The organism is Paenibacillus sp. 203, from assembly GCF_037027525.1.
GTDB lineage: Bacteria > Bacillota > Bacilli > Paenibacillales > Paenibacillaceae > Paenibacillus > Paenibacillus polymyxa_B.
In genome coordinates, this window is the sequence record NZ_JAXCHD010000001.1 from 385,064 (window position 1) to 407,779 (window position 22,716).

General features: G+C 46.2%; 25 protein-coding genes and 1 riboswitch. Of the genes, 13 read left to right on the top strand and 12 right to left on the bottom strand.

What is annotated here, in order from left to right; genetic code table 11:
• Positions 1-29 precede the first annotated feature (29 nt).
• From WA407_RS01755 to WA407_RS01795, 9 genes are all read left to right on the top strand, one after another.
• The gene (locus WA407_RS01755; protein ID WP_014278615.1) at positions 30-326 is read left to right on the top strand and encodes a WXG100 family type VII secretion target; all 297 of its coding nucleotides are present in this window, start codon (positions 30-32) and stop codon (positions 324-326) included.
• A gap of 32 nt (positions 327-358) precedes the next feature.
• Positions 359-670, top strand: a complete 312-nt coding sequence (locus WA407_RS01760) for a hypothetical protein (RefSeq protein ID WP_322171960.1) — start codon at positions 359-361, stop codon at positions 668-670.
• Positions 671-1,054: 384 nt separating this feature from the next.
• Entirely contained in the window at positions 1,055-1,399 is a 345-nt protein-coding gene (locus tag WA407_RS01765; RefSeq protein ID WP_013373571.1) for a hypothetical protein, read from the top strand.
• A 175-nt stretch (positions 1,400-1,574) separates the two neighbouring features.
• The gene (locus tag WA407_RS01770) at positions 1,575-2,648 is read left to right on the top strand and encodes an ABC transporter substrate-binding protein (RefSeq protein ID WP_061830502.1); all 1,074 of its coding nucleotides are present in this window, start codon (positions 1,575-1,577) and stop codon (positions 2,646-2,648) included.
• On the top strand, positions 2,648-3,577 hold the full coding sequence (locus tag WA407_RS01775; protein ID WP_235306600.1) for a nucleoside hydrolase: 930 nt from the start codon (positions 2,648-2,650) through the stop codon (positions 3,575-3,577). The genes WA407_RS01770 and WA407_RS01775 overlap by 1 nt, the downstream gene beginning before the upstream one ends.
• A 27-nt stretch (positions 3,578-3,604) precedes the next feature.
• Positions 3,605-4,426 carry an ABC transporter permease gene (locus tag WA407_RS01780; protein WP_013312457.1) on the top strand — a complete coding sequence of 274 codons (822 nt, stop codon included), beginning with the start codon at positions 3,605-3,607 and terminating at the stop codon, positions 4,424-4,426.
• 6 nt (positions 4,427-4,432) lie between these two features.
• Positions 4,433-5,221, top strand: a complete 789-nt coding sequence (locus WA407_RS01785; protein ID WP_013312456.1) for an ABC transporter permease — start codon at positions 4,433-4,435, stop codon at positions 5,219-5,221.
• A 16-nt stretch (positions 5,222-5,237) separates the two neighbouring features.
• Positions 5,238-6,296 carry an ABC transporter ATP-binding protein gene (locus WA407_RS01790; RefSeq protein WP_235306599.1) on the top strand — a complete coding sequence of 353 codons (1,059 nt, stop codon included), beginning with the start codon at positions 5,238-5,240 and terminating at the stop codon, positions 6,294-6,296.
• Between the two features lie 28 nt (positions 6,297-6,324).
• Complete coding sequence (locus WA407_RS01795; RefSeq protein WP_235306598.1) at positions 6,325-8,052, top strand: adenine deaminase C-terminal domain-containing protein; 1,728 nt, start codon at positions 6,325-6,327, stop codon at positions 8,050-8,052.
• A gap of 58 nt (positions 8,053-8,110) precedes the next feature.
• Here the strand turns inward: WA407_RS01795 and WA407_RS01800 are convergent, their stop codons facing one another.
• Together WA407_RS01800 and WA407_RS01805 are read right to left on the bottom strand one after the other, a co-directional pair.
• Entirely contained in the window at positions 8,111-8,995 is an 885-nt protein-coding gene (locus WA407_RS01800) for an IS3 family transposase (protein WP_336076657.1), read from the bottom strand.
• On the bottom strand, positions 8,950-9,264 hold the full coding sequence (locus tag WA407_RS01805; RefSeq protein ID WP_061830665.1) for a helix-turn-helix domain-containing protein: 315 nt from the start codon (positions 9,262-9,264) through the stop codon (positions 8,950-8,952). Before WA407_RS01805 ends, WA407_RS01800 begins: the two co-directional genes overlap by 46 nt.
• 483 nt (positions 9,265-9,747) lie before the next feature.
• Here WA407_RS01805 and WA407_RS01810 point away from each other — a divergent pair, with 483 nt between their 5' ends.
• Together WA407_RS01810 and WA407_RS01815 are read left to right on the top strand one after the other, a co-directional pair.
• On the top strand, positions 9,748-10,224 hold the full coding sequence (locus tag WA407_RS01810) for a Dps family protein (protein ID WP_023990827.1): 477 nt from the start codon (positions 9,748-9,750) through the stop codon (positions 10,222-10,224).
• 150 nt (positions 10,225-10,374) lie between these two features.
• Positions 10,375-11,541: a nitric oxide synthase oxygenase gene (locus WA407_RS01815; protein ID WP_336076658.1), complete on the top strand. Its 1,167-nt coding sequence runs from the start codon at positions 10,375-10,377 to the stop codon at positions 11,539-11,541.
• Positions 11,542-11,566: 25 nt separating this feature from the next.
• Here WA407_RS01815 and WA407_RS01820 read toward each other — a convergent pair whose 3' ends face one another.
• Positions 11,567-11,728 carry a hypothetical protein gene (locus tag WA407_RS01820; protein ID WP_013312451.1) on the bottom strand — a complete coding sequence of 54 codons (162 nt, stop codon included), beginning with the start codon at positions 11,726-11,728 and terminating at the stop codon, positions 11,567-11,569.
• Positions 11,729-11,848: 120 nt separating this feature from the next.
• Between WA407_RS01820 and WA407_RS01825 the strand changes: the two genes are divergently transcribed.
• Entirely contained in the window at positions 11,849-12,307 is a 459-nt protein-coding gene (locus tag WA407_RS01825) for a hypothetical protein (protein ID WP_235306595.1), read from the top strand.
• A 69-nt stretch (positions 12,308-12,376) separates the two neighbouring features.
• On the opposite strand, the gene WA407_RS01830 is transcribed toward WA407_RS01825, so the two are convergent.
• From WA407_RS01830 to WA407_RS01850, 5 genes are all read right to left on the bottom strand, one after another.
• Entirely contained in the window at positions 12,377-12,814 is a 438-nt protein-coding gene (locus WA407_RS01830) for an AbrB/MazE/SpoVT family DNA-binding domain-containing protein (protein WP_061830486.1), read from the bottom strand.
• 187 nt (positions 12,815-13,001) lie between these two features.
• Entirely contained in the window at positions 13,002-13,721 is a 720-nt protein-coding gene (locus tag WA407_RS01835) for a 3-ketoacyl-ACP reductase (protein WP_061830484.1), read from the bottom strand.
• 120 nt (positions 13,722-13,841) lie between these two features.
• Positions 13,842-14,693 carry a DUF4097 family beta strand repeat-containing protein gene (locus WA407_RS01840; protein ID WP_061830482.1) on the bottom strand — a complete coding sequence of 284 codons (852 nt, stop codon included), beginning with the start codon at positions 14,691-14,693 and terminating at the stop codon, positions 13,842-13,844.
• 4 nt (positions 14,694-14,697) lie between these two features.
• Positions 14,698-15,249 (bottom strand): DUF1700 domain-containing protein, encoded by a 552-nt coding sequence (locus WA407_RS01845; RefSeq protein WP_069290616.1) that lies wholly within the window; start codon positions 15,247-15,249, stop codon positions 14,698-14,700.
• Entirely contained in the window at positions 15,242-15,571 is a 330-nt protein-coding gene (locus tag WA407_RS01850; protein WP_061830478.1) for a PadR family transcriptional regulator, read from the bottom strand. Before WA407_RS01850 ends, WA407_RS01845 begins: the two co-directional genes overlap by 8 nt.
• A 381-nt stretch (positions 15,572-15,952) precedes the next feature.
• Here WA407_RS01850 and WA407_RS01855 point away from each other — a divergent pair, with 381 nt between their 5' ends.
• Positions 15,953-16,486 (top strand): DUF6985 domain-containing protein, encoded by a 534-nt coding sequence (locus tag WA407_RS01855; RefSeq protein WP_336076659.1) that lies wholly within the window; start codon positions 15,953-15,955, stop codon positions 16,484-16,486.
• Between the two features lie 86 nt (positions 16,487-16,572).
• On the opposite strand, the gene metE is transcribed toward WA407_RS01855, so the two are convergent.
• From metE to WA407_RS01875, 4 genes are all read right to left on the bottom strand, one after another.
• The gene (gene metE, locus WA407_RS01860) at positions 16,573-18,891 is read right to left on the bottom strand and encodes a 5-methyltetrahydropteroyltriglutamate--homocysteine S-methyltransferase (protein WP_336076660.1); all 2,319 of its coding nucleotides are present in this window, start codon (positions 18,889-18,891) and stop codon (positions 16,573-16,575) included.
• A gap of 161 nt (positions 18,892-19,052) precedes the next feature.
• A riboswitch (cobalamin riboswitch) is annotated at positions 19,053-19,248 on the bottom strand.
• 183 nt (positions 19,249-19,431) lie between these two features.
• Positions 19,432-19,929: an anaerobic ribonucleoside-triphosphate reductase activating protein gene (nrdG, locus tag WA407_RS01865; protein ID WP_336076661.1), complete on the bottom strand. Its 498-nt coding sequence runs from the start codon at positions 19,927-19,929 to the stop codon at positions 19,432-19,434.
• Positions 19,926-21,875 carry an anaerobic ribonucleoside triphosphate reductase gene (locus WA407_RS01870; RefSeq protein WP_235306589.1) on the bottom strand — a complete coding sequence of 650 codons (1,950 nt, stop codon included), beginning with the start codon at positions 21,873-21,875 and terminating at the stop codon, positions 19,926-19,928. Before WA407_RS01870 ends, nrdG begins: the two co-directional genes overlap by 4 nt.
• Positions 21,876-22,166: 291 nt before the next feature.
• Entirely contained in the window at positions 22,167-22,637 is a 471-nt protein-coding gene (locus WA407_RS01875) for an AbrB/MazE/SpoVT family DNA-binding domain-containing protein (RefSeq protein ID WP_023990816.1), read from the bottom strand.
• Between the last annotated feature and the right edge of the window lie 79 nt (positions 22,638-22,716).

The following is a 22,716-nucleotide window of genomic DNA, read 5'->3' on the forward strand; positions in this document are numbered from 1 at the left end:
CTGGAAGAACACAACGGGAGGCAAAAGAGATGAGTAGAATATCTTTGAGCCTGGGGGATCTGCGTAGGGCTGTACAGCAGTGCGAGCAGCTAAAGCAAAGACTTCAGCATCAGGAGCAGCAGATGAGAAATATATATGGTCGTCTGCAAGACTGGAGGGGCGAATCGGCTGCTGAATTAACACGTAAAATGGAGACGTTTCTCCAAGGAACCACGGTACGAATACAAGAATTGGACGATCATAAAGAGCAGTTGAAACGTTATATTCGGAAAATGGAAGAAGCTGATCGGCGTGAGGAGAGACGCAAACGGGCTGCACAATGGTGATACAGGTGAACTGCAATAGTTAGGAGAACATCATGAAAGATCAAAATGCATTTGTCATTTTACTTATATTGAATATCGTTTATGGCTTAACGCTATTTGCCTATCCGGCCATGCTGATGGTGGTCGCATTTTCTTTCGATGCACCAACAGCTGGAGATTATCTCATCAGTTATATTTTTGCCTATGTCATAATGAGCTACCCGATAGGAGTATTTATCTCATGGAGCTGTTGGTATTTTTATCATCGTTATGCTTTTAAAAAGGCGTATATCATAGCTAACTTTATGCTGCTGTGGCCAGCTACTCTTGTAGTGTCCTCGTGGATTCAATCGGCTTTTTCTTGAAGGGGTTCCCATCTGGCCAGTCAGCTACATAACATAAAAAAAACGTACAATCGCTAGGGGGCTCCCGCGGGGTACGGTTAAATGCGTTTAAATAAAAACTACATATATAGTAGTAGAAAAAAATATTCTCCCAGAGTGATGACGATAACGACTTTGTATTCTACTTTAATTTTCCTACGGGGAATATAGCAGTGTTCGGAAACTTAAGGGTTAGACGAAAAAGTGTAAAAATGTTGAAAAGCTACAAAGTTCGACATATTGTTCGCTTTTTCGCATCATATGTTATTAGATTAGGGATTTTCGTTTGCTATTTATCGTATATTTATGTATAATCTATCGTGTTGAAAGATTGATTGTACGTAATATGCTGATGAGGGTGGGTTCATGACGCTGCTCGACAGTAACGAAAGCAAGAAGCGGATGTGCCAGATTTACAATGAAGTTTCAAAGGAACTGTTCGGCTTCGGGACCACGCTGCTGCGGGCCACCGTTGAGAACAACATTGTTACCTTTGTGGCGAAGCACCGGCGTTCTCCACGCTCGGCGGCATTGGAAGTGGAAGCCCCCGGCTTGAAGCTGGAAGTGGATTTCCGAATGTCCATGCTGTACAAGAAGAGACTTCGCGAGAAGCTGATTGAGGATATGGAGCTCGATATAGAAGCTTTACTGCGTGATTATGATTCAGCAACGCAGTGGGCAATTACGAACATCATACTGAAAGAATCCTAATAAAATTGGATATTCGGCTTTTCGCTTCGGATCTATCTGAGGGGAGAACCTGTTATAACGCGCAGCGGGATCAACTTATTCTTTGTTTACGAAGAAAAGTATTCTTGTTTTACAAGAGTACTTTTCTTTTTTGTGTCATAAGGTGTGCATAATAAAAAAATAGGGGGAGTTTCATATGAAAAAATGGTTTAAAGGGTTTATGGCTGTGACCTTGGCATCCGTGGTACTGGCAGGTTGCGGCAGCAATGCTACTGGCGGTCAGACAGATGGAAAAGATGGTTCAGCTGATGGGAAAAAGAAACTAGTTATTTCCACATGGGGCTTTTCCGAGGATTTTTTTAACAAAGAAGTGTACGAGCCTTTTGAAAAAGAACATAACGTTGACATTGTAGTCGAAATTGGAAATAACGCGGAACGGTTGAACAAAATCAGTCAAGGCAGCACAGATGTCGATCTGATTTATCTGTCTGATTATTATGCTCAACAGGGAATCCAACAGGGATTGTTTGAGAAGCTGGATCGCAGCAAGGTGCCGAACCTGAACCAAATTTATGATATTGCCAAAGCGCCGCTGGGTGAGGAGTATGGTCCTGCTTATACGGTCGGGCGTCTCGGTATTGCCTATAATCCGGAGCTGGTGAAAAAGAATGTGACCTCTTGGGCTGACCTGTGGGGAACTGAGTTCAAAGGAAACGTGACTTTGCCGAATATTACGGCGACTGCCGGACCGATGATGGTAGATGCAGCCTCCAAGGTAGCGGGTAGTAAGGAGTTTAATGAAGACCAAGCCTTCGGAAAACTGAAAGAGCTGAGTCCGAATATCGTTAAGTTTTATAGCAAAACGTCCGAGTTTGTAAACATGTTTAGTCAACAAGAAATTGCGGGCGGTCCGATCATGGAAATGTACTTCAAAGATTTGCAGGCGGCTGTGCCAGGAGCGAAATTTGTAGCTCCTAGTGAAGGTGCTTACGCAGTCATGAACACGATTAATGTAGTGAAAGGCTCCGACCAGAAGGAGCTGGCTGAGGAATTTATCAACTGGCAGCTGAGCAAGGAAGTTCAAGAAAAATCCGCCAAGGCGAAAGTTGATTCTCCGGTGAACACGCAGGTGGTACTGTCCGGTGCGGATACAGAAGGAATTACGTACGGTACAGATGTAGTGAATAAGTTGACCAAGCTGGATATGAAGTTCGTTAATGATCATATCAAGGCATGGACAGATCGCTGGAACCGGGAAGTAGCACAGTAATGAAAAAGGTTATATTAGATGTAGATACGGGCATTGATGATGCGTTGGGGATTTTACTGGCCGCCAAAAGTGGTCAGTTGGATATCCAAGCGATTACTACAGTATGCGGTAATGTCTCACTTAAACAAGCAACATTGAACACATGCAAAATCCTCGACCTTTTGGATAGACCGGATATTCCGGTTTATCGGGGGGCGGAGGCTCCCTTAATACGTAAAGGTCTGCACGAGCACCGTGTCCATGGAGAAGACGGCATTGGAGGTGCATTGAGTGGAGTAGTCCCAGCGATGTCTGCATCCGAAGGTTTTGCGCCGGATATCATCATTGATACCGTGATGGCTCACCGGGGGGAAGTGACGCTCATTTGCACCGGTCCGCTCACCAATTTGGCACTGGCGCTGCTGAAGTGTCCCGAACTGACGGATCACGTCGATGAGGTCATTTTTATGGGCGGTGTTATTCACGGGTGCGGCAATATTACACCTGTAGCGGAGTACAACATGTATGCTGACCCTGAAGCCGCACGGATCGTATTTCATGCAGGATTTGGCCGGTTGATACAGGTGGGACTGGATGTAACACGGAAGGCTCTGCTGACTGCCGATCATATTGCTCGTCTGTCCCATCCTACAATTCGTAATTATGTAGCTGAAAGTACGGCCGTTTATACCAAGCGTTATGAAGAACGCAACGGGGTAAAAGCGTGTGCGCTTCATGACCCGCTTGCCGTGGGTGTCGCATTGAATTCGAGGTTAGTAGATACCTCGTCGTTGTATGTCGACGTGGAAACCTCCAGTCGCATATGTGACGGACAAACGGTGGGCGATGTGCAGAACCGCCTCAATCATAGCCCCAATATGAATGTGTGCGAACAGGTGGACAGCAAAGCTTTTCTGGAGCTGTTCATCCAGGTGCTGAATAAGGAATAACATTTCGATAACCGCAAGGAGCTACCCATGAAGAAAACATACTTGTATTGGCTGCTGCTGCCAGGTCTGCTCTTTCTGGCGGTGTTCATGGTCATTCCGATTGTGTTGACGATCGGTTCGACCTTCGTACAGAACAGCTCATTCACCCTAGAAGGCTATCTCCATTTCTTCAAGGACCCTTATTTTCTGAAAATATTGCTGACTACGCTGGAAGTCAGTGTCGTAACGACACTCGTGTGCGTATTACTCGGCTTCCCGACGGCTTATTATATTTCGCAAAAGGCCCCGCGTCGTAAAGGTATTTTGCTTGCGCTGGCTATCTTTCCCTTATTGACGAGTCCAGTGGTGCGGTCATTCAGCTGGATGGTCATTCTGGGTCGCAAGGGGCTGTTAAATAACGTGCTCATCGGTTTAGGACTTGTAGATGAACCGCTGAATATTTTGTACACCCCGGCAGCGATGATTATTGGTCTGGTTCATTTGTTTTTACCACTGATGATTATTTCACTGATTGGTGTGCTCGAAAATATCGACGGTGATCTTGTTCATGCTGCTCAGAGCCTCGGGGCTTCCAGATTCAGCGCATTTCGTAAAATCGTATTTCCGCTGTCTGTGCCGGGCCTGATCATTGGAAGCATTCTCGTTTTCGTAGGCAGCCTGACTGCATATACGACACCAGCACTACTTGGAGGAAAACAGCGGGTTATCGCTACATTTTTGTATCAGAACGCGATGACGCTAAACGACTGGTTTTTAGCTTCTGTTATTGCAACAATTATGATTGTTATTACATTTATCGTGGTCGGTCTCTTAAATAAGGCGGCCCATAAACTCAATCCGAAGGGGTAGGTGGATATGCGGGAGAAACATTACGGACTAGGCTTCTTTAGCCTGCTGGTCTTCATCTTTCTGCTCGGTCCGCTGTTGATCATATCGGTCACTTCTTTCGAGCCGGGCACGGTATTAAAATTTCCTCCGCAGGGCTTTTCTTTGCGCTGGTATGAAAATATTTTTGAAGTGGATTTGTTTATGTCCACGTTCAAAACGTCCATTGTCGTCTCTCTGCTAGGCAACATCTTGGCACTGCTGATCGGTATGCCTGCCGCCTATGCACTTAGTCGCTTTTCGTTTCGCGGGAAGGATGCGCTGAATGCTTTGTTCCTTTCCCCGTTGCTTATACCGGGTATCGTTCTTGGTTTTACACTGCTGCGCTATTTGATCATTGTTTACCATTTACCAGTATATGCTGGACTATTGATCGGACATACGGTGATTATGTTGCCGTTCATTATTAGAGTCATTGCATCCAGTTTGTCTAACTTTGATTTTGCGATTGAGGAAGCAGCGCTTAGTTTGGGGGCTGGACGGCTGGAAACCTTTTTCAAGGTGGTTCTGCCCAACATCCGCTCAGGTATTATTGCGGCTATCCTGATTGCCTTTCTGGAATCATTCAACAATGTCGACATCTCCGTCTTCATGACAGGACCGGGCTTCAGCACCCTGCCCATTCAAATGCTGACTTACGTCGAAAATTATTTTGACCCGACGATTGCAGCGATTTCGGTTATGCTGATGATTTTGACCGGTATTCTGATGTTCTTGATTGAACGACTGATGGGATTGTCTTACTTCACTAAAAGGTAATGGAGGCTTCAACCTTATGGCACTGCTTACTCTGGATCGCGTATCGGTCGCTTATGACAACCAACTGATCTTGCAGAATTTCGATTTGCAGCTCGAACGGGGGCAATTGCTCTCGTTGCTCGGACCGAGTGGTTGTGGCAAAACGACCACACTTCGTCTCATTGCAGGATTTCTCGAAGCTAAACAAGGAACATTTTTGTTTGGCGATAAGGATTATACTCGGGTTCCGGTGAATAAACGGAACTTCGGCTTTGTATTCCAAAGTTATGCACTCTTCCCGCATTTGTCCGTTTTTGATAATGTTGCCTTTGGTCTGCGGTTACGTAAGGTAAAGGAAGATGATGTGAAACGTCGCGTTATGACCATGCTGGATACGGTTAGCCTGGGGGGATTCGAAAAACGTTTCCCCGGTGAATTGTCAGGTGGACAGCGTCAACGTGTTGCGATTGCGCGAGCGCTTGTGATTGAACCCGATCTGCTGTTGTTTGATGAACCTCTGAGTAACTTGGATGCTAACCTGCGTGTAAATATGCGTGTGGAAATCCGCCGTATTCAACAGGAACTGGGCATCACTACTGTGTATGTATCGCATGATCAGGAGGAATGTTTTTCGATTTCTGACCAGGTTGCGATTATGAATAAGGGGAACATCGAACAATTAGATGCTCCATCGACCATTTTTAAATATCCGACGACCGAATTTGTCGCCCGTTTTATTGGGTTTAATAATTTTCTAAGCTTTGACGAGCGTACTGATGAAGGGGATCGTATTCGACTGAATACAGGCGATCTTTCGTTCGGCGTAGCGCGTAATCAGGGTACTGCCCAACCGGGTGCTCGTCAGGGCGCTATTCGCCCGGATGATTTGGTCATTCGAACAGAAGGCAACGAGACAGGGGAAAATGAGCTTCCCGGTATTATTAAAGTAAGTACTTACCTGGGGCGTAGCTATCAGTATGTGGTAGAAACGGCGAAAGGCAACTTTACGGCTAATCAGGAAATGGATACGCCTTACCTGAGTGGTCAGCGGGTTACCCTACATTTTCCGGCAGATAAAATGGTGCTGGTCCAATAATCAGCGGGTTCGATGAAGGAGATACATCATGCGTGCAGACAAAATGATTTTACAAGTTAAGGTGTATAACAGTTACTACAAGACGTTCGAAGAAGGTAATGTAGCTATACTTGGCGGTAAGTTTATGTATATCGGTCAGCGTGGTCTGGAGTCTTTCGAGGCTGCTGAAATTGTCGAAGGGCACGGGAAATATATGATTCCCGGCCTGATCGACATCCATTTGCATATCGAAAGTACCATGGTGACACCGGCAACCTTTTCCTATGGGCTGATTCGCAATGGGGTAACGACGATTGTACCGGAACCGCACGAAATGGCGAATGTTTTCGGATTGGAAGGCATCCAGGAAATGATGGAAGCCAGCAAAGATTGCGTGGCTGATATGTTCTACGGCATTCCAAGCTCTGTCCCGGCAACGCCGCTCGAAACCTCAGGGGGCGAGATTGGTATTCCCGAGATTGATGCGCTACTGCAAACCGGCGAAATGATCTGCCTGGGTGAAATTATGAACTATGTGGATGTCATTCGTGATCCGGAGAGCAAGACGAATCGCATCTTACGCCATGTTCGTGAGCACTACCCGGAGCTGATCATTGAAGGCCATACGCCGCAGCTGCTTGATCTGGACCTGCATCAGTTGATCTATGCGGGAATAGGCTCGGACCATACTCACCAAAGTATTGAAGGTATGAAGGCGCGGATGGCTGCCGGAATGTTTATTGAAATCCAAGAAAAGTCCATGACCCCTGAAGTGATGGACTATCTTATTCAGGAAGATGTGGCACAGCATTTTTGCTTCGTAACGGATGATGTCATGCCAGACTCTTTCGTAGAGCGAGGGCATCTGAACCATATTGTAAGTAAAGCAATCGGAATGGGCATGAAGCCTGAGGATGCTATTTATGCAGCTACGTTTACTCCTGCTGCACGGATGCGAATGCATGACCGCGGAACAATTGCACCAGGAAAAATAGCTGACTTTGTACTGCTGTCCGATCTTGGTCAATTTGATGTGGAGCAAGTCTATAAGGACGGACTCAAGGTATTCGATAAGTTCGAGGAATACCATCAAGCACCGATAAAAAGCCGCTTCCCCGCCCATTTTTATCAAAGTGTGAAGCTCAATCCGCTCACGGAGCAGGATTTTACGGTAAAGATGGATGTAGCTGATGGCACACATCAATGTCGTATTATGATGGTCAAGGATGGCTCAACTTTTACGAGCGAACGGATTGCACCTGCACATGTGGAGCAGGGTGAACTGGTATGGGAACATGGTGAACATGGACTCATCGCTACGTTTGAACGGTATGGAAAGAATGGCAACCGTGCTTACGGTTTGATCGGGGGAGATACGATTAAACGTGGGGCAGTGGCAACCACCTATTCGCACGATAACCATAACTTGCTGGTCGTAGGGCATAACAAGCAAGATATGATACTGGCTGCGAATACGGTTCTATCCAGCCAAGGCGGCTTTTGCGTAGTTGAAAATGGCAAGGTGCTGTCCCATTTGCCGTTAACCGTAGGCGGGATTTTAACAGAAGGACCGCTGGAAATGGTTGCAGCCCATGTGAAGGAGCTTCGTTCAGCCTTGCTGTCGCTGGGCTACCGTCATTACAATCCAATCATGTCACTGAGTACGCATTCTTTGCCGGTCAGCCCGGCCTTGAAGATTACCGATCACGGCCTGATTGATGTAAATGCAGGCAAGGTTGTATCCTTAATCGTGGAACCTTCAGAGATGCAAGAATAATAAAAGAGCCGACCCTCTTATGGTCAAGACCCCATTTTATAGACACTAAAAAAAGACCCTAGGCTATAAGCTGCTTCCGATACTCTTTCGGAGGCAGCTTATTTAACTTTCGTTGTGGTCGACACTGGTTGTAAAATTGGATATATTTTTTTATTCTCCTTTGTGCCTCGTCCATATTTCGGATATCATATGGGTAGAGCCCTTCCGTTTTGAGATGCGAGAAGAAGCTCTCCATCGAGGCATTATCATAACAATTGCCTCGGCGAGACATGCTGATTCGGGCGCCAACCTTTGGCAGCATGTCGTGGTACGCATGGGACGTGTACTGGAATCCCTGGTCGCTGTGAACGATGAGGCCAGTCACGTCTTTTTGCTGTTTCCAGGCTTGTCGAAACGTCTGTAAAACCAGTTCGTTATCATTTCTATGGCTCATCTGGTACGCGATAATTTCGTTATTGAACAAGTCTTTAATCGCAGACAGATATAGCCAGCAATCACCCACACGATATTGCGTGATATCTGTGACCCATTTTTGGTTAGGTTTGGCCGCCTTGAAATCCTGTTTTAGCAGATTTTTCGCCACACGACCTTCCGTAGAAGAAGCATAATTGCAGCGATGCTTCCGGCGAATTTGTGAGCGGATCCCCAAGATCTGCATGAGCCGGAGTACCTTTTTATGGTTCATCCAGACTCCATGATCGTGCTGCAAACATAGTTGAATTTGGCGATAGCCGTAGACTCCGTTATACTGCTCATACACTTTCTTCACAAGAGCTTTCGCGTCCTGATCCCGATCAGTTCCTCTCCGTTTTAAGAAGGCGTAATATCCACTTCTAGAGACCTTAAACAGCTTACAGAGTTCGCTAACTGGATACTCTTTAGCGGCCTTCTCAATCGTTACATACTTGTGCGCCTCATCTCCTGCATCCAGATTTCCAAACACTTTTTTAGCATATCATTTTCCCGTTTTAACTTTTGGACGTACCTGTCCTGGTCCATATATTCCTTCCGTCGTCCTCGTTGGTCCATAAGTCCGAATTCACCGAGTTCCTTGTACTTCCGCATCCATTCTTTCAACCGATGTCGATCTGCAATCCCGAACTTCTCCATGAGTTTACGATATGTCCAACCTTCTTCGATATGAAGCCGTATGGCCTCTACTTTGGTTTCAAACGTATATTCTTTAAACTTCTGTCCTTTTTTCGCTGGCATAAAAAATGCACCCCCTAGAAATTCATCGGATAAACCAGGGGTTTATTCCAATGTCTATTCTAAGGGGTGCACTTCACTTACGGGCCGGCTCTTTTTTTGTCGTGGCTAGGTATGAGGTAGTAGGTTATGGACTTTGCCTACAATACAGATACTTTAGCAGACAAAATTAACATCTTCTTTACTCCTATTGATGTAACCTATGTATAAAAGATAAATAAGTCTTGGTCTGGATATCCTATTGCCTATAGAGTTGTTTGATTTACAATCAATTCACGTAATCTTCATGATTAAAACCGAATAAAGTCTTGAAAAACATCGACATAGTGTTATAATTAAAACAGGATTTAGATTAAGTCTAAATTAATTAATAAATATTTATTGGATTCACGCATGGGATTTTGAAGAAAATCAGACACTACTGTTAACGAGTATCCAAGCTTTACACCAACTATATTTTGAATGAAAACGAGAGGGGATTTTAACATGAGTACATTAAATCATACGAACGCACCTACACAAGAGGCTATTCAAGAATTGCACAAGGCATTGAATCGTCAGGTAGCTACCTGGTCTGTATTGTATACGAAACTGCATTATTTCCACTGGTATGTGAAAGGACCTAAATTCTTCACACTGCATGCTAAATTTGAAGAGCTTTACAATGAAGCAACAGCTAATCTAGATACGATTGCTGAACGTTTGTTGGCTATTGGTGGCCGTCCGGCTGCGACCTTGAAGGAGCATTTGCAACTTTCAGCTATTCAGGAGTCTGCGGGTGAGCAGACAGCTGACGATATGGTGAAGTCCGTTGTTGCTGATTTTAAAACCATCACTGTTGAACTGGCTAATGGGATGGAAGCAGCGGAAGCAGCACAGGATAAAGCGACAGAGGATCTTCTTAACGGCTTGAGAGAAGCAATGGATAAACATATCTGGATGCTGAGTGCGTATTTGGGATAATTAATTGGTGTATATTTCCATGTATATGGAGATCAGGTGAACAAGATACACATCCCGTTGGTTCCAGTCTGCCACAGGAGTATAATGACGAGAAGGCGTGGAAGACCACGGGCTCTCGAGTCATGGAGCTGCCGGGATGGGGTGTATGATATGGAAGTAAAACAACAGCTTTTGCATGAAGCGGAGCAGTTTATATATACATGTTATGAGGAGCTGGGCCGAAGCCGCGATGAAGCGGAAGCCCGGCTTCTTAATATTCGTTACGACATAGAGGCTACGGGAACGTATGATCATACTTACGAAGAGCTGGAACACGGAGCGCTCATGGCTTGGCGCAATAGCAATCGTTGCATCGGGCGCTTATTTTGGGACAAGCTTTTAGTCAGGGATGCGCGGGGCGCATCAGATGCGACGGAGGTGGTCAGCGAGCTACTGGAACATATACGCATAGGAACGAATGGCGGTAAAATTAAGCCAACGCTTACTGTATTTCGCGCCTCCAAGCCAGGGCAGCCGAATATCCGCATCTGGAACCATCAACTCATTCGTTACGCTGGATATGAAACCGATCAAGGGATCATCGGGGACCCGATCTCGGTGGATTTTACCAATGCTTGTAAAGACATGGGCTGGCAAGGGGCGATGACTCCTTTTGATATATTGCCACTGGTTGTGGAAGCAGGCGGACGGTCTCCAGAGCTATTTGATATTCCTGAACATTTGGTGATGGAGGTAGCCATTGAGCATCCAGAACTTTCGGGTTTCGCTTCCTTGGGATTACGTTGGTATGCCGTGCCTATGATTGCGGACATGACGCTGGAGATTGGCGGTATCATCTATACAGCGGCTCCCTTTAACGGCTGGTATATGGGAACAGAAATCGGCGCCCGTAATTTTGCGGATACCTTCCGCTATAATAGGTTGCCACAGGTGGCTAAGCTGATGGGACTGGATACGACGAGTGAAACAACGCTTTGGCGTGATCGGGCGCTGGTGGAATTGAATATTGCTGTGCTGCATTCTTTTAAAAAAGCGGGAGTCAGCATTGTCGACCACCATACCGCAGCGGCACAATTCAAGCTGTTTGAGGAACGAGAAGCCAAGGCTGGGCGCGCGCTGACAGGCAATTGGACATGGCTGATCCCCCCGCTATCCCCGGCGACAACGCATATTTTTCATAGCTCCTATGATAATCGGCTTGTGAAGCCGAATTTCGGAGTTCAAGAGAAGCCGTATACGTCGAGACAGGCTACTAGTACAGCAACAGACACAGTGCTTCAGCAGAAGCGCCAAGGCTGCCCTTTTCATTCCGGATAACGATGGGAATGACCTAATGGCTGGATTAGGACTCCAGCTTATCCCATGCAACGATAAATAGGGTAGCCAGTGGCCCTATTAATAGGGAGAGCAGAAACCAATTTAGCCCGCTCCGATTTTTGGACTGTGCCAAGCCGGCATTAATCAGGGCAAGCGTTCCCCAACCTATATAATAATCTTCTGACATGGTATTCTCCTTTGTAAAAAGGTATAATATCGTACTGTATATGGTATGAACACATCCATGATTTCATAAGTTTAAAGTAAATATAACTTTATATATCCTGGTTTGAGGAGCGAAGCTAAGTTGGAAAGAAATCAGGCAGAGCGCATTGTCGCTGAGCTGTTGGAACGGGCTGCTATAGGTGTGACAGTCAAGCTGGAGAAACGTTTTTCTGGTGGAAGGCTGATTGGGGGCAAATATGCTATGAATGCTCACGCCATTACCATGTATACGGACGTTATCGAAACACAGTGTGTACAGATGTTCGGCAGCGTTGATCGAGTTGAGGAGTATTTTACGGTTGTGCTTGCACATGAGATCGGGCACGCCGCCGATACGGAATTAGTGGACCTCTCCGATGCGTTGGAGCAAGAGAACGGGATAGGGACCCGGCAACGACTTGCGCTGCAAATTGAAGAAAACGCATGGAATTATGCGCTTAGATTGGTGCCTGAAATAGAAGCAACGTTTATTTCTGCCGTAATAGACGAGTCCTTGCTGGCCTATCGGGTCCCGGTTATAGAGCAGTCCGACATTGCGTAACGATGATGATCCAAGAGCCGTCAGGCTCTTTTTTTGTTAATTAGAACATACGAGATCGGGTCGGATGATTTAAAGAAGTAGCTTTTTAAGCTGCGACACGCGTCCTTGGGATAGTTCGAGCATTTCGGCTAATTCTTTTTGAGATACATTAGGATGCTCCTGCATGAGCTGTTTTAGTTTATTCAGGAGATCATTCTGATTTCTGTAACTCCTTCTTTTCTTGGGCTGGACAGGACGGGATTCATTCAAATGACTGGAAGGATTATCGCTCTTCAGATTTTCAATACAACTTTTACATATCAGATGATCCCTAAAATAGCTCAAATGATCTACGGCACCACAAAAATAGCAAGAAACCCCCGTATACTTGCGAATCATCAGTCCCTCTGGGGTAATAAAAAAATCGAGGGCATCTCCAATATTAATATTCATAGAATTGCGCAGCTCCTTGGGCAGCACAATGCGGCCCAAATGGTCTAATGGCCGTGTCATTCCTGTATTCTTCATCATTTTTCCCCTTTCCTGAAATGCGCTTATAGTTGTAGGAATTGTATGTATATATGCTGGAAGTACAAAGCGCTTATATTACAGTTTGTTTTGGTATAGCTATGCTGAAAAAAAAAGCTCCGGCATGACGAACAATTACGTCTGCCGGAGCATTGTACAGCCAATGAATCTAAGATGTCATGTCGAATTACTGTGGGTTGGTTGTCCAAATACCGGCTACTTTTAATTGAACCCGTGGAGGCAGTTTCAATGCGGCTAATGTCAGATCGGCCAAATCCTGCGGTTGAAGCATGCGATCCTCATCACCAATAGACAATCCTGCGTTTGCCGCCAGTTCTGTATTGACAGTACTTGGAGTCAGCGCGGTGACACGAATATTGGATTTACGAACTTCCTGCATCAGTGCTTCCGTGAAGCCCATCAAAGCAAATTTGGATGCGCAATATGCCGAGCCTGTTGCAAAACCTCGTTCTCCTGCCGTCGAGGAAATATTAATAATGTTTCCGCTCTTTTGTGCCAGCATGCTTGGAAGAGCAGCATGTGTAACATAATAGGTTCCCATCAGGTTTACGCGAATAATACGTTCCCACTCTTCGGGGTCCATATCTGCGACTGTGCCAAAGGTAGCAATGCCTGCATTATTGATCAAAATATCGACAGCGCCCAACTCGTGTTCCAGTGAAGCTACAGCGGCAGCGGCCTGTGCGCGATCAGATATATCTGCAACAGCACTCACCACTTTCACACCGTATGTACTCCCCAGCGAATCCTGCAGCTTTTGCAGGTCAGTCAATGTTCGTGAGATTAATCCCAGGTTAACGCCTTCCTTGGCTAAAGTTTCGGCAATTGCTTTACCGATTCCTTTGCTGGCTCCTGTAATAATGGCTGTTTTATTCTTAAGTTCCATCCAGTCTCCTCCTTTTCACTCCATAACGTGATTGTGCATGTGAGCACATGGTTACATTATACAAGGTTAAACTCATTGAACCAAACTTCGCCTCTGCTGAGGTATTCATCTAGAGGTCTCCTATTTGGAAATATTAATATCCCCTGAGGTGGTTTCTACCTTTATCACGTTCACACTACCGGGAACAGATTCGGGAGTATCTATACTCCCAGAGTCAGAGTGGACATTATAAACACCTTTAAAATCGGGAGCTTGTTTAATCTTCACGTCACCAGAATCAGCATTCACTTCCAAGTTGGCTACGGCACGTTGCGTAATATTTGTCTCCCCTGAGGTTAGGGAAATAAGGCCATTACCGCTATAATCGCGGATGGTAACATCGCCTGAAGTAAGCTTCAACTCCATATCTGCTGCAAGCTGACTGGCTGTAAAATTGCCGGATGTTAAATTTGCGATCAGGTGGGTACTTTGGAGGTTTGTAATCTCGGCAGTGCCTGAAGTAGCGGTGATGGAAGTATTCTGCACGGAGGCATCTTGAAGTTTTACATTCCCTGAATGTGCATCTACCTGTAGGTCAGTTAGTGTTTCGCCGGAGGGCATCTCTACGGTAATCGTTTGATCTAAATCAGGGGTGATCGAAAGAAATGACAAGGAAGCGGCCGGCTCCGATTGAATCGTAAGCTTACCGTTCTCAATTCGGGCATTATGAATTTGGTCGGCTACCTTTGTCTGAACTTCTCCACTAATGCGTATCGTACCTTGGTCGCCAGAGCCGGGAGTAAACAAAATAGAGACATCATCAGAACTGTCCACTTTCAGCTTCTGTAGCTGACCACGTGTGAACGTCCATTTTTTGTTAATCGCAGTTGTTTCCTTCATGACTTGTTGACTCCATGGGGCACCGTAAGCCACCATTCCGGCTACACCGATCACAATGCACAGACCTGCAGCAATAAACCACTTTTTATTCATGTTGTTAGTAAGCTCCCCTCAGGGTAGTCTGATTCCATTTCCAGTATCGTACTGTGCCTTTGACCATAAGGAGTAAGAGATAACGTACTCCAGGCAGCAGCAATAGACCTATACCCGTCAACGTGATAGAGAAAAAGAATTTGGCCGGGTAAAAGGTGCTGTTCAGCGCATAATCAGTAACGGCGAGAAGGGGGGCTGCAATGAAGCTGACCGCTACCACGGTCAATGAAACCCATACTACCCATAGGGTAGCCATAATCGGGATGGAGATCAGCAAGTTGAGAAACAGCAGTCCTAAGAAAGTAAAAAGATTGCGTGCGAAGCTTCCCTGGCGAAGCGGAGGAGAAGCGTTCCAGGCTGCATTGGGATCATCCAAAGCTTCTCGGGCAATATCCTCTGGGTTACCCAGCTCATTGGCAATCTCACTTTCGCTTTTTCCATTGACCAACCCGTAGTCAAAATGCTGGCTCAAATCACTAAGCAGCTCATTGCGTACCTCTGCAGGGAGAGGAGAAAGACGCTGCTCCACCTCTGTAAGAAACTGTTTTCTATTCATCGGAATTTCCTTCCTCCAGTAGGCTTGCGACATGATGGACAAAATCATTCCATTCCCGCGTAAGTATTTTTGTATAATGGCTTCCAGTATCAGTCAGCCGATAATATTTACGGGGAGGCCCCTCGGTCGATTCCTGTAAATACGTTGTGCAGTATCCTTCTGATACCAGACGGCGAAGCAGTGGATATAGGGCTCCCTCAGCTACTTCAATATGACGGGAGACGGCTTGAGCCAACTCGTAGCCATAACGGTCTCTGCGTCCAATTAGAACTAGAACGCACAGTTCCAGTACCCCTTTTTTGAATTGGATGTTCACATTCACGAGCGGTGCTCCCTTCCTGGATGTTATCAATGATTCATAGGTGTCGTTCGGAATAAGGGGAAGAAACGTGTGTTTGTGTATAATTTGTCACGGGTACTAATTATAGAACAGTAGTCAGGTATAATTTAACATCATGTACTGATTAATGCAAGGTACTAAATTTTTAATAATAAAATATTTTTGCCGAAATGGGTATATTTTCTTTCTTGAAGGCTTTATCGAATAGCGAATGTTGTAGAAAAAAGTAGTTTCACTTGGAAATTCCTCGAAATCTGGCTGGAAGCCCAAATAAGATGCCGCTTTAATTTCATTCATTAAAATGATAGATTGTAAAGTATTCAATAGGGTTAAAGATTACTTTTTATGAAGAGGTGGTAAAGGGTGGATTGGAAACACTGGTATATGGAACTGGAACACGATGATGAGTCTTGGGATGTATCTGAGGAGATTGTTCTGCGTGGTGTAGTACATGTTGATTTTTGCGGGCAGCCCTCGGAAGTAGAAGTCGAATTTATCGTGGGAGCCGACTCCGAAGAACAGGCACAGACTATAGAAGAACCTACACAGTTGCAAAAAAAGACATGGGAGCAGTATATGGAATATTCGTCAACTATTCATCCTCAAGTGTTGGAGTCCATACACCATCATTATGCTGGCATAGTGGAAGAGTACCGGAATGCTTACAGTACATGGGGAGAGGACCCAGATGAATATGCGCCTTATGTGGAGCGGCCGGAACAATTGTTGGATCGAATACAGCTTATGTCTATACTGATTTCCGACTCATCGGCAAAGGATGAACTGTATTTGAATTTTAGTTGCTCCTGGGATCGAGAACATGGCTTAGGCGTACATATGAAGCAGATGAAAATGGAGCATATTCAAGGCGTATATACATTATATGATCTAGAATAAATCCCCTTCCTGGCTTTTAGCAAAAAGGTCGGAAAGGGGAATAGGATAAGGCGAAAATGATGGCGCGATTGGATACGATAAAAAAATTAGTTAGATACAGCCAATGCAGCCCGGGCTGCTTGAGCCGCTTGTACCATTTGTCGCAAGGCGGCGACAGATTCCTCTTTGGTGCGGGTTTTCAGACCACAATCCGGATTAACCCAGAACAAATCTGATGGCAGTACGCGCAAGGCACGCTGGATCATGCTTAGCATTTCAGATACATCGGGGATGCGCGGGCTGTGGATATCGTACACGCCCAGACCGATGCCTTTGTTGTATACCTGATCTTCAAAGCTGACAATCAGTTCTCCGTGGCTTCGCGAGGTTTCAATAGATATAACGTCGGCATCCATATCGGAGATGGACTGAATCATATGCTGAAATTCGGAATAGCACATATGCGTATGGATTTGGGTCGCTGGCTCTACGGTGGCCGTGGTCACAAGGAAGGCTTGAACCGCCCAATCCAGATAGGCTTGCTGCTGTTCTTTTTTCAGCGGAAGCCCTTCACGAATTGCAGGCTCATCGACCTGAATCATGCCGATGCCCGCTTGTTCCAGTGCCTCTACCTCTGCCCGTAATGCCAGAGCCAACTGTAAAGCAACTTGACTACGTGGAATGTCATTACGTTCGAAAGACCAGTTCAAAATGGTAACAGGACCCGTAAGCATTCCCTTAACAGGCTTGGAAGTTAACGATTGGGCGAATGCCGTTTCTTCCACGGTCATGGGCTGATCGAAGGAAACGTCTCCGTATATAATCGGCGGTTTGACACAGCGGGAGCCGTAGGACTGCACCCATCCGTTTTGCGTAAAAGCAAAGCCGTTCAGCTTTTCGCCAAAAAATTCAACCATGTCGGTCCGCTCAAATTCCCCATGTACAAGCACGTCAATGCCAATGTCCTCTTGGATATCAATCCATTCCTTAATTTGCTGTTGGATGAACGTTCGATATTGCTCGGCAGACCATTCTCCTTTGCGATAGTGCAGGCGGGCCTTGCGGATCTCGGCGGTCTGCGGGAAGCTACCAATGGTCGTCGTAGGCAGTGGAGGCAACTTCAGCTTATTTTGCTGAATCTCACGACGCTCGGCGAAAGGAACGCTGCGTGACAGAGGCTCTTTGGCCAACAGGTCGGCCAGATCGGCAGTTGTCTGTACGCGTGCCGCTGAACTGTTGAAACGGGCTACCGCATCTGCACTTTGTCCAAGCTTGGTGAGTGCGGATGGATCGTGTTTGCCAAGTGCAGCTGTCAGGATGGCGATTTCCTCTAGCTTTTCATCAGCAAAGGCCAGCGCTTGCACCAGCTCCTTGTCCAGCTTGTGCTCTGCCTCCAGGCTGACTGGCACATGCAGCAGACTGCATGATGGCTGTACGATAAGCTGCTCGGCAGTGGTCTGTTCTGCTAACTGACCCAGCAGTGCAGCTACAGCGTTCAGGTCGCTGCGCCATATATTGCGTCCGTCAATGACACCAGCGCCCAGCGTTTTTCCTTTAGGAAAGCCATGCTGCAATATATGCTGAAGATTTTCGCCACCATCATACACAAAATCAAGACCCAGCCCCTGTACCGGAAGTGCGGACAGACGCTCATAATGATCTAGGCTGCCAAAGTAGGTTTGCAGCATTATATTTAAGGAGGGCGCAGCTTGGGTCAAAGCTTCATAGACTTCTTGAATAATGTCCAGATCCTCTACTGGGAATGAGGTGGTCAGGACAGGTTCATCGATTTGTACCCACTGAACACCTTCTGCTGCTAGCTCAGACAGGACACGGGTGTATAAAGGCAGGAAGGTTCTTATAATAGAGGCAAGCTCCTTACGATCATAGCCTTTGGAAAGGGTAACGAATGAATAAGGGCCGATGAGAACCGGTTTACCCTCAATGCCTAGTTCCTGTTTTGCTTCACGATAAGCCTGTAAGGGTTTATTTTCAGTGAATACCGGGACTGCATTTGCCAATTCGGGAACGATGTAGTGATAATTGGTATTCATCCATTTGGTCATTTCACTGGCGGTTGCTCCCTTCTGACCGCGAGCGATCCCGAAGTACACGGACAGAGGAATCGGACCTGCGGGACGATAGTTGAACCGTTCAGGTACTAGACCGAACATCACAGATGTATCCAGCATGTGATCGTAATAGGAGAAGTCTCCGACAGGAATGCGATCAATCCCCTTATCGCGTTGCTTGCTCAGATGCTCCAACCGTAATTTTTTCATTTCCGTCTGCAGTTCGCTTTCGTTAATGCTGCCGTTCCAGAAGCGTTCCAGTGCTTTCTTCCATTCCCGATTTTCGCCGATACGCGGATATCCCAGATTACTGCTAATTAAGCCGGACAATTCAGGCCATTCAATAATGGACATGTACTTTTCCTCCTAGCGGGTAGCTGTTTTATTTTTACGTACCAAAAAAGGCATTCTTCCCCCCAAGGTTAAAAATAAGTAGGGGAAAGAATGCCTCCGTGATTAAAAAATCAAAAATACGGCGACTGCTCTTAACACCTCCCTATCTTCCGTAGGTACTTGCGATGTTGTTAAAATAGGCAGGTCTCCTGACTTACGGATCATGACGCTCAGCATTCCTTCCCGGTCTGTGGACCAGTGGATATATGAACAGCTGAAAGTTCCCCGTTTACAGTGGCGGGACCGTGCCGGATTTGCACCGGCTTCCCTTTTAAGCCTGATCTGAATAGAACAGACACCTATCTCCAAGCTATGCGGTTAAGGTATGACGAATAATTATGCACTCGTATACTTGTTCACCATCATAAGTGAAACTTACAGGATGCGCAATAGAAACTCCAATGGAATCTGTTAGCTATATGAAAAAAAGACAAGCCTTACCCATGATGGGGGCTTGTCTTAGATTAGATATAGCATCTTGCTTGCTGGGTAAGCATCGCCTTATGTCAATGAAACGGTATAGCCTGCCTGAATACTGGCTTTCACATCTACCAGACGCTGGTTGCGACTGCCCCGGAAGGGAAGGGTCAGGTCCTTTTGCTGTTCTACAAAACGACCATCCACAATCACATCGCACAAAAGCGCCAGTTCCTGTCGCTCCGGATCTGTGAGTAGATCTTCATAGACAAAGCCAGTGTAAGCCCACACGGTTCGGTCGGGACAGGCCTCGCGGAAGTCACGCACAAATTGCGAGCATTCTGCTGCTGAGAAAAACGGGTCTCCCCCGCAGAGAGTCAGTCCGTCCAACAACGGATTTTCCATGATGTCACGAATGACCTCCTGTTGTCGTTGGGGGGTGAATGGCTCGCCTGCACGGAAGCTCCATGACTCTGGATTAAAGCATCCAGGACAGGCATGACGGCAACCGCTAATGAACACGACGGTGCGCAGGCCGTATCCTTCGTTCAGAGATTCCGGAATGTAGCCACACAAATTCACTTATGTTTCACCCGGTCTCGAACTTCTGCCTGTTTTGCGGCATTAAAGCGAACGGTATAATCTCCTGTCAGATATCCGGTTACCCGACGTAAGCGCTGAAAGTGTGTGTGCTCCTCATCTGTGCCACATTGGGGGCAGCTTGTCCCGATAATCCCTTCATAACCACATTCCGTACAACGATCCACCGGATGGTTGATGGAGAAGTAGCCGATGTTCTGATGCAGCGCATACTGAACAATTTTAAGAAACGCATCCGGGTTATTCCGCGCATTACCGTCCAGCTCAATGTATGAAATCGCACCAGCGTTGCATAGGTTATGGAACGGAGCTTCCAAGCTGATTTTACGAGCAGCCGGGAGCGTGTAATACACGGGAATATGAAAAGAATTCGTGTAATATTCTCGATCATTTACCTCAGGAATAATCCCGAAATCACGTTGATCCAGCAATGTGAACTTGCCCGACAGACCTTCGGCAGGCGTAGCGAACAATGTAATATTTAAATTGTGGTACTCACTCATTCGATCGCAATACACGCGCATGGAAGTGATGATTCGCTGTGCCTCGCGGTATACGAAATCATCCTCCCCGTGATGTTTCCCGTATAGTGCCTTCATGCACTCAGCCAGCCCGATGAACCCGATCGAAAGCGTACCGTGCTTTAGTACACTTCCCACCTTATCATCTGGTGCCAGTTGTTCTCCACCTTCCCATACCCCTTCGCGCATCATAAAGTCCGAGGCTTTGGCCGGTTGGCTGGTCTGGATTTGATAACGATGAATTAGGCCATCTACCGCAATGCGCATAACTTCTTCTAGTCTCGCATCAAAGCGATCACGGTCAGGTGTCAGGCGTTTGCCTGTGCAAATACCATACTCAATGCCAAGTCGCACCAGATTAATGGTATTGAAGGAGAGATTCCCCTTGCCACTCTGCCGGTTTCTACCGAAACGGTCAGAAATGGTGCGGGTACGGCAACCCATTGTCGCTATAATGGTATCTGGATCATCAGCACGGTAAAAAGGCAGGTTGAAGGTGGCATCCACATTCACAAAATTGGGATACATCCGTCTACTAGAGCATTCTACCGCCCGTAAGAACAAATCATAATTGATGTCGCCTTCTGCCTGGTTGATTCCCTCTTTACATTGGAAAATATGTTGTGGAAAAATAGGAGTTTCCCCGCTGCCCAAGCCGCGAATAGTGGCCTCCAGCAGCGATTGAGTAACAAGCCGTCCCTCAGCAGACGTGCACATTCCGTAATTCAGTGAAGTGAATGGAATCTGTCCCCCCGCCCGACTGCTCATGGTGTTCAGGTTATGAATGAGCGATTCAGCAGCCTGCCGGGTTTCCGTTTCCGTTTCTTCGCGTGCGAATGCGTAGGAACGAGGGCAGACTTCTTGCAAATGGGGATTGGCCATATGTAGTTCGTCTTCAGACAGACTGGATTCTATCTCTTCCTCGAACAACCGGAGTCCCTTGCGCAGATGCTTGCGGAAGGACCGGGCAACGTATGGGGCAAGGTCCCAATCGATTTTATTGGCAGAGACACCTCCGAATTGGCTGTTTTGCTGAGACTGGAATATGATGGCGACTAGTGCCATAGCAGACATAATCGTTTGCGGTGTGCGCACAGAGCCGTTGCCTGTATTGAAGCCGTCTCGCAGTAAACGACCAAAAGGGATAAAGATACAATTTGTAGTTCCGAGTGCATATTGGTCCAAATCGTGAACATATACATACCCGTGGTCAATCGCGTTCGTCAGTTCAGGCGGAAGTACCCGCAGGCGCGCATACCATTTGGCATACTCGGACCCAAGCTTGCTCATTTTGCCGCTGAACGATTCTCCATTCAAATTTGCATTCTCCCGCAGCATGTCCAGATCTTGTGCCCCAATGACCCGCTCGCCGATGTCGTATAATTGATGTTCCTCCAGCACCTTCATCGTAAAACCCTCCATATAGTAAAATATATATATTTTTCACAAAAACAACATATTGATGATATCTTGTGTTAACCAATTGTTTCGATCTATATATTGTATATACGTATACATTGAGAGTATGTGACTATTGTCACATTGGTAGGAGCAGGCAGCATAAAAAAGCCAGATACAGAGTAAGGGACACATCCACGGATATGCACCTTACTCTATATCTGGCCATCGTAGTTGCGATGAAAATGATAGGCTTGCGAGTACATAGTATATGATCTTGGGATATTGTTTTGAGAAGGTTTAGAGTAGCTTTTTCAACTGGGACACCCGGCCTTGAGAAATATCTAGCATTTCTGCATATACTTTTTGTGGCAGGTTCGGGTGTTCCTGAATTAGCTTGCGTAGCTTTTTTACCATTTCACCTTGTTGCACTCTAGATTGCTTGGGTTGCCAGGTTGTGTTGGTTCGGGTCGGCTTAGAATCTTCTTGAGCCTGGATAGCATCGGTGCTTGTGGCATGCACATTTTCATCGGTCTTTAATACCTGGATGCACTCTGCGCAAATAAAGCTGTCGCGAAAATAAGTTAAATGATCCACCGCGCCGCAAAATTTGCAGGAGACACCGGTGTATTTTCTTAGTACAAACCCTTCTTCATCTACGAAAAATTCAAGTGAATCACCGATATTGATATCCATTGTGGTCCGCATTTCCTTAGGGAGTACAATCCGGCCCAATTGATCTAGAGGCCGTGTCATTCCAGTATTTTTCATTAGCGCTTCCTCCTTCCATGATATATCCTGATTATACCAAAAAATATTATTTTTAGCTTTGTATATTGAAGGTAAAATA